Below are 16,150 nucleotides of genomic sequence, written 5' to 3'. Positions count from 1 at the left end.
ATGTCTACCTCTTCTCATATCGCAGTATTGCCTGGCGACGGCATCGGCCCGGAAGTTATGGCGCAGGCTCTGAAAGTGCTGGACGCCATTCGTCACCGCTTTGATATGCGTATTACCACCAGCGAATATGACGTCGGTGGCATCGCCATCGACCGTCACGGCGAACCGCTGCCGCCCGCCACCGTTGCGGGCTGCGAGCAGGCCGACGCGATTCTGTTCGGCTCGGTCGGCGGCCCGAAATGGGAGCACCTGCCGCCCGCTTCACAGCCGGAACGCGGCGCGCTGCTGCCGCTGCGCAAGCACTTCAAACTGTTCAGCAACCTGCGCCCAGCCGCGCTTTATCAGGGTCTGGAAGCTTTTTGCCCGCTGCGCGCCGATATCGCCGCAAAAGGTTTCGATATCCTGTGCGTGCGCGAACTGACCGGCGGCATCTACTTCGGCCAGCCGAAAGGACGCGAAGGCAGCGGCCCGCATGAGCGCGCCTTTGACACCGAAGTCTACCACCGCTTCGAGATTGAACGCATTGCGCGCATCGCCTTTGAATCGGCGCGCAAGCGCCGCAATAAAGTCACCTCGATCGATAAAGCCAACGTGCTGCAAACGTCAGTGATGTGGCGCGAGATCGTGAATGAAGTGGCACAGGATTATGCCGATGTGCAGCTGAGCCATATGTATATCGACAACGCCACCATGCAGCTGATTAAAGATCCGTCGCAGTTCGACGTCCTGCTCTGCTCGAACTTGTTTGGCGACATCCTTTCTGACGAGTGCGCCATGATTACCGGCTCGATGGGCATGCTGCCCTCAGCCAGCCTGAACGAAGAGGGCTTTGGTCTGTATGAGCCGGCAGGCGGCTCCGCGCCGGATATCGCCGGACAGAATATCGCTAACCCGGTGGCGCAGATCCTGTCGCTGTCGCTGCTGCTGCGCTACAGCCTGAATGCAGACGCTGCCGCCGACAGCATTGAGCGCGCCATCAGCCGCGCGCTGGAAGAAGGCTACCGCACCCGAGATTTGGCCGGTGACGGCCCCGCCGTCACGACTGATGAGATGGGCAGCATCATTGCCCGCTTTATCGCCGAGGAAAAATAAAATAATGAAAACTTTATACCAGAAGTTATTTGATGCACATGTCGTTCACGAAGCGCCTGACGAGACGCCGCTGCTCTATATCGATCGTCACCTGATTCATGAGGTGACCTCTCCGCAGGCTTTTGACGGTCTGCGCGCGCATGGCCGCAAGGTGCGTCAGCCGTCGAAGACGTTCGCCACCATGGATCACAATGTCTCGACCCAGACCAAAGACATCAACGCCTCTGGCGAGATGGCGCGCATCCAGATGCAAGAGCTGATCAAGAACTGCGCCGAGTTCGGCGTGCAGCTCTACGATCTGAACCATCCCTTCCAGGGCATCGTGCACGTTATCGGGCCTGAGCAAGGCATGACGCTGCCGGGCATGACCATCGTCTGCGGCGATTCGCACACCGCCACCCACGGCGCATTCGGTTCGCTCGCCTTTGGTATCGGCACCTCGGAAGTAGAGCATGTATTCGCTACCCAGACGCTGAAGCAGGGTCGCGCGAAGACCATGAAAATCGAAGTGCTGGGCGAAGCCGCCCCAGGCATTACCGCGAAAGATATCGTGCTGGCGATTATCGGTAAAACCGGCAGCGCGGGCGGCACCGGCCATGTGGTCGAATTCTGCGGTCCGGCTATCGAAGCGCTGAGCATGGAAGGTCGTATGACGCTGTGCAATATGGCGATTGAGATGGGCGCCAAAGCGGGTCTGGTCGCGCCGGACGATACCACCTTCAACTACCTGAAAGGTCGTCAGTTCGCGCCGCAGGGCGAGAAGTGGGAACAGGCGGTAGAGTACTGGCGTACCCTGAAGTCGGATGAAGGCGCGCACTATGACGCCGTCGTCACGCTGAACGCCGCCGATATCGCGCCGCAGGTGACCTGGGGCACCAACCCAGGCCAGGTGATCGCCGTGGATCAGGCGATCCCGAATCCGGCCTCGTTTGCCGATCCGGTCGAGCGCGCCTCCGCTGAGAAAGCGCTGGCCTATATGAATCTGCAGCCGGGCATTCGCCTGACTGACGTGGCGATCGATAAAGTATTTATCGGCTCCTGCACCAACTCGCGTATTGAAGATCTGCGTGCCGCAGCGGCTATCGCCAAAGGGCGTAAGGTCGCGCCGGGCGTGGTCGCGATGGTGGTGCCAGGCTCCGGCCCGGTAAAAGCGCAGGCAGAAGCGGAAGGTCTGGACAAGATTTTCCTCGAGGCTGGCTTTGAATGGCGTCTGCCGGGTTGCTCGATGTGTCTGGCGATGAACAATGACCGCCTGAATCCGGGCGAGCGCTGCGCCTCCACCAGCAACCGTAACTTCGAAGGCCGCCAGGGCCGCGGCGGACGCACCCACCTGGTCAGCCCGGCGATGGCCGCCGCCGCCGCTGTTTCCGGCCATTTTGCCGATATCCGTGAACTGACAGGAGCTTAATCATGGCGAATAAATTTACTCAGCATACCGGCATCGTCGCCCCGCTGGACGCGGCGAACGTCGACACCGACGCCATTATTCCCAAACAGTTCCTGCAGAAGGTAACGCGCACCGGCTTTGGCGCACATCTGTTTCACGACTGGCGTTTTGACGACGACGCGGGCACCGTGCCTACCGCCAGCTTTGTGCTGAACAAGCCGGAGTTTCAGGGCACCAGCATTCTGCTGGCGCGTGAAAACTTCGGCTGCGGCTCATCGCGCGAGCACGCCCCCTGGGCGCTGACCGACTTTGGTTTTCACGTTGTGATTGCGCCGAGCTTTGCTGACATTTTCTACGGCAACAGCTTTAACAACCAGCTGCTGCCGGTTCGCCTCAGCGACGAGCAGGTCGACGAGATGTTTAAGCTTGTCGCGGCGCAGCCGGGCATTCGCTTTACCGTCGATCTTGAAGCGCAGACGGTAACGGCGGGCGATAAAGTTTATCCATTCGAGATCGACAGCTTCCGCCGTCACTGCATGCTGAACGGCCTCGACAGCATCGGTCTGACGCTGCAGCACGAAACCGCTATCAGCGACTACGAACAGCGCCAGCCTGCGTTTCTGAATTAAGGCGGATAAAGCCTCAAGCCCAGACGACACCAGAGTTAAAGCGCGGGTGCCATGGGCCGAGCGAGCATGGATGCCTTGAGCGACTTTGCGATCGGCCCATGCCACCCACGCCGGCCACGGTTCAAGCCCAGGGCGACCACTGCGTCGCCCTTCCTTTTATACGTTCTTCACGCGCGCCGACATAGCGAAGGCCGCGACAGCCAGTCCCAGCGCCAGCCAGTAGACCGCAATATGCCCGAAGCGCTCGCTTAACGTCCCCTGAATCACACCTGCCAGAATCATCCCGGTAGAAATGGAGTTGGTGAACATCGTGGTCGCCGCCCCCGGCCTGCCCGGCATTAAATCCTGAAACCACAGCATGCCGATACCGGCGATAATGCCGATAAAAACCGCGTTAAACAGCTGCAGCGCCATCAGCGCGGTCTGCGAAGCGAACATCGCCAGCCCGGCGTAAAACAGGATGCCCGCCGCCAGCGCGATCAGCATCAGATTGCGCTTGCCGACGCGCTTCGCATAGTGCCCGGCCAGCAGCATCACCGGGATCTCCAGCCCAGCCGCCGTCCCCATCAGCAGACCCGCCAGCTTCTCCGGCAGCCCCAGCGTCACGCTGATATAAAGGGGCATATCGATGATATACATGGTATTGCAGGTCCACATGGTCATCGAGGCGATAAACAGCAGGCGTACATCGCGGTCGCGCCAGCCGCTCAACGGCATACCGCCGCTCTGCATCAGCGGCGCGGCGCGCGGCACCGAAGGCAACGTAAACCTGATCAGCAGAATACAGAGCAGAAACAGCGCGGCCGCCACCAGAAAGAGCGTAACGAAGCCAAAGTTAAGCGCCAGCGCAAACGACAGCGGCGGGCCAATTACCCAGGCAAGCGAAAGCTGCGCGCGCATAACCGAGCTGAACATCACCGCTTCGCGCGCCGACTGGTCGGCATACTCGCGCGCCAGCGCGAAAATCTGCGGCATCGAGACGCTGGCCAGTGCCGAGAGCAGCACGCCAAGCGTAATCAGCGTCAGATAGTGGCGGGTAAAGGCGAACAGCAGCGCGTTACAAAAGGCCATCAGACAGCAAAAGAGGATGAGCGTGCGGCGATCGCCGCGGCTGTCGGAGCGCTTCGCCACCAGCATGCTGACGGCAATACCTGCGATGGCGTTAACGGTAAAAAACAGCCCTACCCAGAAAGGACGTGCCTGTACTTCACGGGTCAGAAACAGGCTCAGCGTCGGCGCCTGCAGCGCGCCGGCGACGCCAATCATAAAAGAGGCTGCCATAAAGGCAAGAAAGACCGGATTGATACGGCGCTTCCGGGTTAACAGCGATTTCATAGCGAAATCCCTTTGAAGTCGAAGCAGGAAAAACAAGAAGATAAATTCTAACGCAACATAAAAAAGCCAGCAGGAAAAATCTCTGCTGGCGGTGTAATTGCACCCTACTCAGAAAAGATCCCGCCGCAGCGGCATCATGGTCGAGCGCCATTCAGTCGTGAATGCCTCCCGCTCTTCCAATAGTGCTAAGTTTGCCCTTAATATGAGGCAGGAAAAACTGAGCGCTTTTCACAGGGAGTTCCTCTTTTATGTCCTCATCACGCCTCAAGCAGCAGTTCATCCGGCTGTGGCAAAGCTGTCAGGGCGAAAGCCAGCTGGTGACGCTAAACGAACTGGCCGAGCGGCTGCACTGTTCGCGTCGCCATATGCGCAACCTGCTCAATGCGATGCAGGAGGCGGGCTGGCTTACCTGGCAGGCGGAGGCGGGGCGCGGCAAACGTTCACAGCTCACCTTTTGCTACACCGGCCTCGCGCTACAGCAGCAGCGCGCTGAAGATCTGCTGGAGCAGGATCGCATCGATCAGCTGGTGCAACTGGTTGGCGACAAGGCGGAAGTGGGCCAGATGATCCGCGCACATCTTGGCCGCAGTTTCCGGCAGGGCAAACATATTTTGCGCGTGCTTTACTATCGACCGCTGCTGAATCTGCTTCCCGGTTCGCCGCTGCGCCGCTCTGAAACGCATCTTGCCCGCCAGATTTTTAACGGTCTGACGCGCATAAATGAGGAAAATGGGGAAGTCGAGGCGGATATCGCGCATCACTGGCAGGCGCTTTCGCCGCTGCACTGGCGCTTTTACGTCCGCCCGGCGATCCGCTTTCATCACGGTCGCGAACTGGAAATAGCGGATGTGATGGCAAGCCTGGAGCGCCTGCGTGCGCTGCCGCTCTTCTCCCATATCCGCCAGATCGATTCGCCCGCCCCCTGGACGCTGGATATCAGTCTCAGCGTGCCGGACGACTGGCTGCCGTGGCTGCTCGGCAGCGTCAGCGCCATGATCCTGCCGCGCGAGTGGCCGCAGATGCGCGACTTCGCACGCCATCCCGTCGGCACCGGTCCCTACCGCGTGGTGCGCAACCAGCACAGCCAGCTGAAGATCGAGGCGTTTGACGACTACTTCGGCTTTCGCGCGCTGATAGATGACGTCTCTATCTGGGTGCTGCCGGAGATTAGCGACGAGCTGGTCTATTCTGGCGTGCGGCTGCAAGGCGCCGCCGAGGATGAAAAACTGGAAGAGAGCCGCCTTGAAGAGGGCTGCTATTTTTTACTGTTCGACCAGCGTTCGGCCCAGGGGCGCGACGCGGCTATCCGGCGCTGGCTCTGTCATCTGTTTAACCCTGTCGCCCTTCTCAATCATGCCGAGACGGGCTATCAGCGCTACTGGTATCCCGCTTACGGGCTGCTGCCGCGCTGGCATCACCGCCGCGACCTGACGCCAGCGACGAAACCGCCCGGACTTGAGAGCCTGACGCTGACCTGGTACAGCCAGCACGTCGAACATGAGGGCATTGCCAACGCGCTGCGTCCGCTGCTGGCACAGCATAATGTACGGTTGATTACCCGCGCGGTCGACTACGAGACCTGGCATCAGGGCGAAGCGGAAAGCGATGTCTGGCTCGGCAGCGTGAACTTCACTCTGCCGCTGGAGTATGCGCTGTTTGCCCAGCTTTATGAGATCCCGCTGCTGCATCGCTGCCTGCCGCTCGACTGGGAAGAGGACGCCGCGCGCTGGCGACGTAAAGCGCTGCCGCTCGCCGAATGGAGCAAACGGCTGCTGGACACAGACGGTGTGCATCCGCTGTTCCATCACTGGCTACTGCTGGAGGGCCAGCGCAGCATGCGCGGCGTGCGGCTCAATACGCTCGGCTGGTTTGACTTTAAATCCGCCTGGTTCGCGCCGCCGACGCTGTGACGCTTTCCCCCTGTCGACGAAATGTCTAGAATGAGCCGTTCTCAACGGGGTGCCTGCAAAAGGCTGAGAGAAACCCGTCGAACCTGATTCGGTTAATACCGACGTAGGGATTTGAGAGGCTGCTACGCTCAGATCCTTTGCGACTCATAACAACTCTCCCCAAGGAGCGCAAAGTGGTTAAACAGATTCTCCCTCTGCTGATGTTACTGTCCTTGCCAGCGCTGGCGGCAAAACCTCTCCTGACCGTCTACACCTACGACTCGTTCTCTGCAGAATGGGGCCCCGGCCCGGCGGTGAAAAAAGCCTTCGAAGCGCAGTGCGGCTGCGAGCTGCGCTATGTGGCGCTGGAGGATGGCGTCTCGCTGTTGAACCGCGTGCGCATGGAGGGTAAAAACAGTAAAGCTGACGTGGTACTCGGCCTCGACAACAATCTGCTGCAGGCCGCACAGCAGACCGGCCTGTTCGCCAAAAGCGGGGTCGATACCCGCACGCTGGCGCTGCCGGGCGGCTGGCAGGATCAGACTTTTGTGCCTTTCGACTACGGCTACTTCGCCTTCGTCTACGACAAAAAACGCCTTAAAAACCCGCCGACCAGCCTGAAAGAGCTGGTGGAGAGTCCAGAAAAATGGCGCGTGATTTATGAAGATCCGCGCACCAGCACCCCTGGCCTGGGTCTGCTGCTCTGGATGCAGAAGGTTTATGGCGATAACGCGCCGGAAGCCTGGCAGAAGCTGGCGCGCAAAACCGTTACCGTCACCAAAGGCTGGAGCGAAGCCTACGGCCTGTTCCTGAAAGGCGAAGGCGATCTGGTGCTGAGCTACACCACCTCGCCCGCTTATCATCTTATCGAAGAGAAGAAAGAGAACTACGCCGCGGCGCCGTTCACCGAAGGCCACTATCTGCAGGTTGAGGTCGCCGCGCAGCTCGCCAGCAGCAAGCAGCCGAAGCTGGCGCAGCAGTTTATGCAGTTTATGCTGACGCCTGCCTTTCAGAACGCGATCCCCACGGGCAACTGGATGTATCCGGTAATTAAAAGCGACCTGCCGGCAGGTTTCCAGACGCTTAGCGTGCCACAAACCGCGCTCCAGTACAGCCCGCAGGAAGTGGCGCAGCAGCGCGCAAACTGGATCAGTGCATGGCAACGCGCCGTCAGCCGCTAATCCCGCTGTGGATGGTGCCTGGCAGCAGCGCCGCGCTGCTGCTGTGCGCCGTGGCGCTGCTGGCGTTCGGCGCGCTCTGGTTCAGCGCGCCGCAAGGCGACTGGCGCGCGCTGCTGCACGACAGCTATCTGCGCCATGTAGTGCTTTTCTCCTTCATGCAGGCGCTGCTCTCCGCCCTGCTCTCGCTGCTGCCGGCAATACCGCTGGCGCGCGCGCTTTACCGCAGGCGCTTCCCCGGCCGTCAGCTGCTGCTGCGCCTCTGCGCCATGACGCTGGTGCTGCCGGTGCTGGTGGCGGTATTTGGCCTGCTGATGGTCTATGGCCGCGTCGGCTGGCTGGCGCAGATCTGTCAGCTGCTCGGCATCGACTACCGCTTCTCCCCCTATGGGCTGCAGGGCATTCTGCTGGCGCACTGCTTTTTTAATCTGCCGCTGGCGACGCGTCTGATGCTCCAGACGCTGGAAAATATTCCGGGTGAACAGCGCCAGCTCGCCGCCCAGCTCGGCCTGCGCGGCTGGCACTTTTTCCGCCTGCTGGAGTGGCCCTGGCTGCGCCGTCAGCTGCTGCCGACCGGCGCGCTGATTTTCATGCTCTGCTTCGCCAGCTTCGCGACCGTCCTCTCGCTCGGCGGCGGCCCGCAGGCCACCACCATTGAGCTGGCGATCTTTCAGGCGCTGAGTTTCGACTACGATCCTGGTCGCGCCGCGCTGCTGGCGCTGATCCAGCTCGCTTTCTGTCTGACGCTGGTGCTGCTGAGCCAGCGTTTCAGCAAGGCGATCCCGGCTGGCCGGGCGCTGCTACGAGGCTGGCGCGATCCGCAGGACTCGCGGCGCGCGCAGGTCGGCGACGGTCTGATTATCGCGCTGGCGCTCTTGCTGCTGCTGCCGCCGCTGCTGGCGGTCGTCGTTGACGGGCTGCGCGGCGGACTGGGCGGCGCGCTGGCCCAGCCAGCGCTCTGGCAGGCGACCCTGACGTCGCTGCGTATCGCAATCGGCGCGGGCGTGCTCTGCGTCACGCTGACCATGATGCTGCTGTGGAGCAGCCGCGAGCTGCGTCTGCGCCAGCGCGCGCTGCCTGCGCAGCTGATGGAGACCAGCGGCATGCTGATTCTGGCGATGCCCGGCATCGTGCTGGCAACGGGCTTCTTTCTGCTGTTCAACGCCACCACGGGCCTGCCCGACTCGCCCGACGGGCTGGTCATCTTCGCCAACGCTCTGCTCGCTATTCCCTATGCATTAAAGGTGCTGGAAAACCCGATGCGCGACAGCGCCGAGCGCTACGCTCACCTGTGCGCCTCGCTGGGCATCAGCGGCTGGAACCGGCTGTGGCTGATCGAGCTGCGCGCGCTGAAACGCCCGCTGGCGCAGGCGCTCGCCTTCGCCTGCGTGCTGTCGATCGGCGACTTCGGCGTAGTGGCGCTGTTTGGCAGCGCCGACTTCCGCACGCTGCCCTTTTACCTCTACCAGCAGACTGGCGCCTATCGCGGTGCGGACGGCGCGGTCACCGCCCTGCTGCTGTTAGCGATCTGCCTGCTGCTCTTTACCCTGATGGAAAAATTACCAGGCCGCCATGCTGACACTGACTAATCTGACCTACCTCTATCAACATCTGCCGATGCGTTTCAGCTTTAGCGCTGAGCGCGGCGAGCGGCTGGCTGTGCTCGGCCCGAGCGGTGCAGGCAAAAGCACGCTACTCAGCCTGATCGCCGGATTTTTGCCGGTCAGCCAGGGCGCGCTGCGCATTGATGGCGCGGATCACACCCACAGCGTACCGGCGCAGCGCCCGGTTTCGATGCTGTTTCAGGAGAACAACCTGTTCCCGCACCTCAGCGTGCAGCAGAACATGGCGCTGGGCCTGCATCCTGGCCTGAAGCTGAACGCCGCGCAGCGGCAACAGCTGGAGGAGATTGCCCATCAGGTGGGATTAAGCGATCTGCTGACGCGCCTGCCGGGCCAGCTCTCCGGCGGTCAGCGGCAGCGTGTGGCGCTGGCGCGCTGCCTGCTGCGCGACCGTCCGGTCCTGCTGCTGGACGAGCCCTTCTCGGCGCTCGATCCCGCCCTGCGTAATGAGATGTTGCAGCTGGTACGGCGCGTCTGCGAGGCGCGGGCCATTACCCTGCTGATGGTGTCGCATAGCCTTGAGGATGCGCAGCAGATTGCGCCGCGCAGTCTGGTGATTGTGGATGGCCGCGTCTACTGGGATGGCGCGACCGAAACGCTGCTGTCGGGCGACACGCACGAGGCCGACGTGCTTGGCATTGCGCGCTCGTCAGGCAAAGAAGACGCGCCATAAAAGCTGGCGGAACATCGGCATCATCGGATGGAACTGGATCGCCGTAAAGGCGGCAAGCGCGATGGCTATTCCCAGCGGCGCCAGCCAGCGCAGACGCTGCGGCGGCAGCCAGGCCGTGGCCCAGTCGCGGCTTTTGCCGCTGCGCCACCAGCGCCAGCCGAGCCAGCAGCCCAGCCAGACCAGCAGCGCGACCAGCAGCAGCAGCCACTTGAATGCGCCGCTCTGCGCATCCTTCGGCACGTCGATCGCCACGCCCGCCAGAATGCCCGGCAGAAGATAGAGCGGCGGCCATAGCAGGCAGCCGATCAGGTTCGGCGGCAGAAACTTGCGCACCGGCAGCTCCAGCATGCCAGCCGCCAGCGGGATCAGCGGACGCGTCGGCCCGACGAACCGCCCGACCAGAACGGTGAACATGCTGTGCTGGTGCAGCGCGTGCTCGGTTTTATCCAGCAGGCCTTTATACTTTTGCAGATATTTCCAGCGGTGCAGCGGTCCCTGAAACTTCCAGCCGATGCCGTAAGAGAGCCAGTCGCCCACCAGACAACCGACAAAGCCCGCCGCCCACGCGGGATAAAGCCCGATCTGTCCGCTGCCAACCAGCGCGCCCAGGCTTGCCATCATAACGGTGCCCGGCAGCAGCAGGCCGACAAAGGCCAGCGATTCAAGAAAGGTCACCAGCGCAACGGCAATAAGCGCATACTCCAGCGACTGCGTAAACAGATGTTGAATCCAGGCTTCCATAACCTTCCTTAACAAAATTTCGAAGCTGGATTGTCCAGAGGCGGCGTGACAGCGTCAAGGCAAGAATTGTAGGGCGATGTTGACAAAAGCACGCCGCGCGCACTGGATAAATAACCATGTTATACTCTGGCTGTTTTTTCCTCTGGAGCCGACGTGAATACGCCCCGCGCAGGATTCCTGCTTACCCGCCACTGGCGCGACAGCGCTCAGGGCACCGAAATCATTTTCTGGCTGGCGACAGACAACGGCCCGCAGCGTCTGGTATTGCCGGTTCAGGAGTCGGTGGCCTTTATTCCGCGCGACTATCAGCCGCAGGTGGAAGCACTGCTGCGTGACGAACGTCAGGTGCGCCTGCAGCCGCTGGAACTAAAGGATTTTCGCCGTCGTCCGGTATTCGGCCTCTACTGCCGCCAGCACCGTCAGCTGCAGCGGCTGGAGAAGCTGCTGCGCGAACAGGGCATCCCGGTCTTTGAGGCGGATATCCGGCCGCCGGAGCGTTTTCTGATGGAGCGCTTTATCACCGCGCCGGTCTGGTTCAGCGGCGAGCCGCAGGGCGACGCGCTGATCAATGCCCGCCTGAAGCCCCATCCCGACTACCGTCCACCGCTTAAGTGGGTGTCGCTGGATATCGAGACCACCCAACACGGCGAACTCTACTGCATCGGCCTTGAAGGCTGCGGCCAGCGTCAGGTTTTTATGCTGGGGCCGCCCAACGGCGACGCCAGCGCGCTCGATTTCGAACTGATCTATTGCGATACGCGTCCGCAGCTGCTGGAGGCGCTCAACGCTTGGTTTGCGCAGCACGATCCCGACGTGATAATCGGCTGGAACCTAGTGCAGTTCGACCTGCGTGTCCTGCAGAAACATGCCGACCGCTACGCCATCCCGCTGCGCCTGGGACGCCAGAATGCGCCGCTGGAGTGGCGCGAACACGGTTTTAAGCCCGGCGTCTTTTCTGCCAGCGCCGCTGGCCGCCTGATTATCGACGGCATCGAGGCGCTGAAATCCGCCTTCTGGACTTTTCCCTCATTCAGTCTGGAAGCGGTGTCGCAACAGCTGCTGGGCGAAGGCAAAGCGATCGATAATCCCTGGCATCGCATGGAAGAGATCAACTGGCGCTTCGCCAACGATAAGCCAGCGCTGGCGCGTTACAACCTGAAAGACTGCGAGCTGGTGACGCGCATTTTCCATAAAACCGAGATTATGCCCTTTTTGCTGGAGCGCGCGGCGGTCAACGGCCTGGCGGTGGATCGCCACGGCGGATCGGTGGCGGCTTTTAGCCATCTCTATATTCCGCGTATGCACCGCGCGGGCTTTGTGGCACCCGGCCTCGGCGAAGTTACGCCGGAAGCGAGCCCCGGCGGCTACGTGATGGATTCCCGCCCCGGCCTCTACGACTCGGTGCTGGTGCTGGATTACAAAAGCCTTTACCCGTCGATTATCCGCACCTTCCTGATCGATCCGGTCGGGCTGGTTGAAGGCCTGGCCCACCCGGACGACGCCGATTCAGTGCCCGGCTTCCGCGAGGCGCGCTTTTCGCGTCACACCCACTGCCTGCCCGCTATCGTCGAGCAGATCTGGCAGGGGCGCGAAGCGGCTAAAAAACAGGGCAACAAACCGCTGTCGCAGGCGCTGAAGATCATTATGAACGCCTTTTACGGCGTGCTCGGCACCAGCGCCTGCCGCTTCTTCGATCCTCGTCTCGCCTCATCAATTACGCTGCGCGGCCACCTTATTATGCAGCAGACGCGCGAACTGATAGAGGCGCAGGGCTACGACGTTATTTACGGCGATACCGATTCGACCTTTGTCTGGCTGAAATCGCCGCACAGCGAAGCGGAGGCGGCAGCGATCGGCCGCTCTCTGGCGCAGCAGATAAATGCGTGGTGGCGTGAGCATCTGCAGCAGCAGTACGGCCTCGCCAGCGCGCTGGAGCTGGAGTATGAAAACCACTTCTGCCGTTTCCTGATGCCAACCATTCGCGGCGCCGAACAGGGCAGCAAAAAGCGTTACGCCGGGCTGATCCGCGACGGCGCGCAGGAGCGGCTGGTATTCAAAGGTCTGGAGTCGGTGCGCACCGACTGGACGCCGCTGGCGCAGCAGTTTCAGCAGGCGCTCTATGGCCATATCTTCCGCGGCGAACCCTGGCAGGATTACGTGCGCGACACGGTGGCGCGGCTGCTGGCGGGCGAACTGGACGACCTGCTGATCTATAAAAAACGGCTGCGCCGTCCCCTGGCTGACTATGAGCGCAACGTGCCGCCGCACGTGCGCGCCGCGCGGCTGGCGGATGAGCAGAACCGCAAGCTGAACCGCCCTTTGCAGTATCAGAACGGTGGCTCGATCCGCTATGTTATCGCCACGGCAGGCCCTGAACCACTGGAGGCGCGCGTCACGCCGCTTGATTACGATCACTACGTCAGCAAGCAGCTACAGCCGGTGGCCGACGGCATTTTGCCTTTCGTCGACGGCGACTTTGCTACACTGATTACTGGGCAGCTGGGGCTTTTTTGACAGGTGACGAACGGCCTGCCTTCCAGTACCATAGCGCCCTTCCTGCATCTCACCGCTCTTAAAACCTGACCAGACCTCCCTTTGTCTGGGGAAAAGGTATTGCCTGTGGCGGGGAAACATTACCAAAAACACCTTAAAAATTCGAGCTAAAAAGATATGGTTTTTACATTAGGTCAGCGCTGGATTAGTGATACGGAAAGTGAACTGGGACTCGGCACGGTCGTGGCGGCAGACGCGCGCATGGTTACGCTGCTGTTTCCGGCAACGGGTGAAAACCGCCTCTATGCCCGTAACGACTCCCCGGTGACTCGCGTTATCTTTAATCCGGGCGATACGGTGACCAGCCACGAAGGCTGGCAAATGCGCGTCGATGAAGTACGCAATGAAAATGACCTGATGACCTATATCGGCACGCGTCTTGATACTGACGAAAGCGAAGTGGTGCTGCGGGAAGTGATGCTCGACAGCAAGCTGGTGTTCAGCAAACCGCAGGATCGCCTGTTCGCCGGTCAGCTCGACCGCATGGACCGCTTCGCCCTGCGCTATCGCGCCCGCAAATATCAGAGCGCCCAGTATCGCCTGCCGGTCAGCGGTCTGCGCGGCATGCGCACCAACCTGATCCCGCATCAGCTGCATATCGCCCACGACGTGGGCCGCCGTCACGCGCCGCGCGTGCTGCTGGCGGACGAAGTGGGCCTCGGCAAAACCATTGAAGCCGGCATGATTATCCAGCAGCAGCTGCTGGCCGGGCGCGCCGATCGCGTCTTGATCATCGTGCCGGAAACCCTGCAGCATCAGTGGCTGGTAGAGATGCTGCGCCGCTTTAACCTGCGTTTCGCGCTGTTTGACGACGATCGCTACGCCGAGGCGCAGCACGACAGCGACAACCCCTTTGAGACCGAACAGCTGATTATCTGCTCGCTCGATTTCGTTCGTCGCAACAAGCAGCGCCTTGAACTGCTGGCGGAGGCTGAATGGGATCTGATGGTGGTCGACGAAGCGCACCATCTCGCCTGGAGCGAAGGGGAGCCGAGCCGCGAATATGCGGTTATTGAACAACTGGCGGAACAGATCCCCGGCGTGCTGCTGCTGACCGCGACGCCGGAACAGCTGGGTATGGAGAGCCACTTCGCGCGTCTGCGTCTGCTCGACCCTGATCGTTTCCACGACTTCGCGCAGTTCCTCGAGGAGCAACAGCATTTTCGTCCGATTGCCGACGCGGTCTCCTCACTGCTGGCTGATAAAGCCATCTCGCAGGATGAGATGAATATGATCAACGATCTGGTGGGCGAAGAGGATATTGAGCCGCTCCTGCAGGTCGCCAACAGCGAGCGCGACGGCAAACTCGAGGCGCGCAAAGAGTTGATCTCTATGCTGATGGATCGCCACGGCACCAGCCGCGTGCTGTTCCGCAACACGCGTAACGGCGTGAAGGGCTTCCCGAAACGCGAGCTGCATCAGATCCGTCTGCCGCTGCCCGCTCAGTATCAGACCGCCATCAAGGTCTCCGGTATTATGGGCGCCCGCAAAAGCGCGGAAGAGCGCGCACGCGACCTGCTCTACCCCGAGCAAATTTATCAGGAGTTTGAAGGCGACAGCGGCACCTGGTGGAACTTCGACCCGCGCGTCGAGTGGCTGCTTGGCTACCTGACCAGCAACCGCAAAGAGAAAGTGCTGGTGATCTGCGCCAAAGCGGCCACCGCGCTACAGCTGGAGCAGGTGCTGCGCGAGCGCGAAGGCATCCGCGCCGCCGTGTTCCACGAAGGGTTGTCGATTATCGAACGCGACCGCGCCGCCGCCTGGTTCGCCTCGGAAGAGAACGGCGCGCAGGTGCTGCTCTGCTCGGAAATTGGTTCTGAAGGGCGTAACTTCCAGTTCTCCAGCCGCCTGGTGATGTTCGATCTGCCCTTTAATCCGGATCTGCTGGAGCAGCGCATCGGTCGTCTCGATCGTATCGGTCAGGCGCACGACATTCAGATTATGGTGCCCTGGCTGGAGAAGACCGCTCAGGCGGTGCTGCTGCGCTGGTATCACGAAGGGCTCGACGCGTTCGAGCATACCTGCCCGACCGGCCGCACTATCTACGACAGCGTCCATCAGCCGCTGATTAACTTCCTTGCCGCGCCGGAAAACAGCGAAGGTCTGGATGAATTTATCGCCGAGTGCCGCAAGCAGCACGAGTCGCTGAAGTCGCAGCTGGAGCACGGGCGCGACCGTCTGCTGGAGCTCAACTCCAACGGCGGCGAAGCGGCGCAGGTGCTGGCGGCGGAGATCGCCGCGCAGGATAACGACACCGAGCTGGTGAACTTCGCGCTCAACCTGTTCGATATCGTCGGTATCAATCAGGAGGATCGCAGCGATAACCTCATCGTGCTGACGCCCTCCGATCATATGCTGGTACCCGATTTCCCTGGTCTGCCGGAAGATGGCTGCACCATCACCTTTAACCGTGACCAGGCGCTGTCGCGTGAAGATACCCAGTTCATCACCTGGGAACATCCGCTGATCCGCAACGGTCTGGATCTGATCCTCTCCGGCGACACCGGCAGCTGCGCGCTGTCGCTGCTGAAAAACAAGGCGCTGCCGGTAGGCACGCTGCTGGTCGAGACGATCTATGTGGTAGAAGCGCAGGCGCCGAAGCATCTGCAGCTGACCCGTTTTCTGCCGCCGACGCCGATCCGCATGCTGCTGGATCGCAACGGCACCAACCTGGCGGGCAAGGTCGAGTTTGAAAGCTTTAACCGTCAGCTCAATGCGGTGAATCGCCACACCGGCAGCAAGCTGGTCAACGCAGTGCAGCAGGACGTACACGCGATTCTGATGCAGGCTGAAGAGAAAGTGGTGGCGGAAGCGCAGACGCTGATCGACGCGGCGCGCGCCGAAGCGGATGAGAGGCTGGGCGCGGAGCTGTCGCGTCTTGAAGCGCTGAAGGCGGTCAATCCCAACATCCGTGAAGATGAGATTGAGGCGCTGGAGAGCAATCGTCAGCAGGTGCTGGAAAGCCTGAGTCAGGCGAACTGGCGTCTCGACGCGCTGCGCCTGATCGTGGTCACGCATCAGTAATCTCTCTCCGTCGGGCGAGAGGAACCG

The 16,150-nt window shown here is 61.3% G+C and carries 11 protein-coding genes and 1 riboswitch; of the genes, 9 read left to right on the top strand and 2 right to left on the bottom strand.

The features are described 5' to 3' along the window. From leuB to leuD, 3 genes are read left to right on the top strand one after another with little or no spacing between them, the layout of a single operon-like run. Entirely contained in the window at nucleotides 1-1,092 is a 1,092-nt protein-coding gene (leuB, locus tag D7S44_RS13700) for a 3-isopropylmalate dehydrogenase (protein WP_120455693.1), read from the top strand. A 4-nt stretch (nucleotides 1,093-1,096) separates the two neighbouring features. After that, nucleotides 1,097-2,500 carry a 3-isopropylmalate dehydratase large subunit gene (leuC, locus tag D7S44_RS13695; protein WP_120455691.1) on the top strand — a complete coding sequence of 468 codons (1,404 nt, stop codon included), beginning with the start codon at nucleotides 1,097-1,099 and terminating at the stop codon, nucleotides 2,498-2,500. Nucleotides 2,501-2,502: 2 nt separating this feature from the next. Beyond that, on the top strand, nucleotides 2,503-3,108 hold the full coding sequence (leuD, locus tag D7S44_RS13690) for a 3-isopropylmalate dehydratase small subunit (RefSeq protein ID WP_120455689.1): 606 nt from the start codon (nucleotides 2,503-2,505) through the stop codon (nucleotides 3,106-3,108). Nucleotides 3,109-3,264: 156 nt separating this feature from the next. On the opposite strand, the gene D7S44_RS13685 is transcribed toward leuD, so the two are convergent. Further along, complete coding sequence (locus tag D7S44_RS13685) at nucleotides 3,265-4,443, bottom strand: MFS transporter (protein ID WP_120455687.1); 1,179 nt, start codon at nucleotides 4,441-4,443, stop codon at nucleotides 3,265-3,267. Nucleotides 4,444-4,691: 248 nt separating this feature from the next. Here D7S44_RS13685 and sgrR point away from each other — a divergent pair, with 248 nt between their 5' ends. From sgrR to thiQ, 4 genes are all read left to right on the top strand, one after another. Further along, nucleotides 4,692-6,353: an HTH-type transcriptional regulator SgrR gene (gene sgrR / locus D7S44_RS13680; RefSeq protein WP_120455685.1), complete on the top strand. Its 1,662-nt coding sequence runs from the start codon at nucleotides 4,692-4,694 to the stop codon at nucleotides 6,351-6,353. A 35-nt stretch (nucleotides 6,354-6,388) separates the two neighbouring features. Beyond that, nucleotides 6,389-6,481, top strand: a riboswitch (TPP riboswitch). 45 nt (nucleotides 6,482-6,526) lie between these two features. Next, nucleotides 6,527-7,513, top strand: coding sequence for a thiamine ABC transporter substrate binding subunit (thiB, locus tag D7S44_RS13675; RefSeq protein WP_120455683.1), 987 nt, complete (start codon nucleotides 6,527-6,529; stop codon nucleotides 7,511-7,513). Beyond that, complete coding sequence (gene thiP, locus D7S44_RS13670) at nucleotides 7,489-9,099, top strand: thiamine/thiamine pyrophosphate ABC transporter permease ThiP (protein ID WP_120455681.1); 1,611 nt, start codon at nucleotides 7,489-7,491, stop codon at nucleotides 9,097-9,099. Before thiB ends, thiP begins: the two co-directional genes overlap by 25 nt. Further along, on the top strand, nucleotides 9,083-9,805 hold the full coding sequence (gene thiQ / locus D7S44_RS13665) for a thiamine ABC transporter ATP-binding protein ThiQ (RefSeq protein WP_120455679.1): 723 nt from the start codon (nucleotides 9,083-9,085) through the stop codon (nucleotides 9,803-9,805). Before thiP ends, thiQ begins: the two co-directional genes overlap by 17 nt. On the opposite strand, the gene D7S44_RS13660 is transcribed toward thiQ, so the two are convergent. Further along, complete coding sequence (locus D7S44_RS13660; RefSeq protein ID WP_120455677.1) at nucleotides 9,782-10,546, bottom strand: DedA family protein; 765 nt, start codon at nucleotides 10,544-10,546, stop codon at nucleotides 9,782-9,784. The genes thiQ and D7S44_RS13660 overlap by 24 nt on opposite strands. Nucleotides 10,547-10,699: 153 nt before the next feature. On the opposite strand from D7S44_RS13660, the gene polB reads away from it, so the two are divergent. Continuing rightward, on the top strand, nucleotides 10,700-13,060 hold the full coding sequence (polB, locus tag D7S44_RS13655; RefSeq protein ID WP_120455675.1) for a DNA polymerase II: 2,361 nt from the start codon (nucleotides 10,700-10,702) through the stop codon (nucleotides 13,058-13,060). Between the two features lie 156 nt (nucleotides 13,061-13,216). Continuing rightward, a complete protein-coding gene (gene rapA / locus D7S44_RS13650; protein ID WP_120455674.1) occupies nucleotides 13,217-16,123 on the top strand; it encodes an RNA polymerase-associated protein RapA in 2,907 nt (968 codons plus the stop codon). The last annotated feature ends 27 nt before the right edge of the window (nucleotides 16,124-16,150 follow it).

Source organism: Pantoea piersonii (assembly GCF_003612015.1).
Classification (GTDB): domain Bacteria; phylum Pseudomonadota; class Gammaproteobacteria; order Enterobacterales; family Enterobacteriaceae; genus Pantoea; species Pantoea piersonii.
This window is presented reverse-complemented; position numbering and strand designations above follow the sequence as displayed.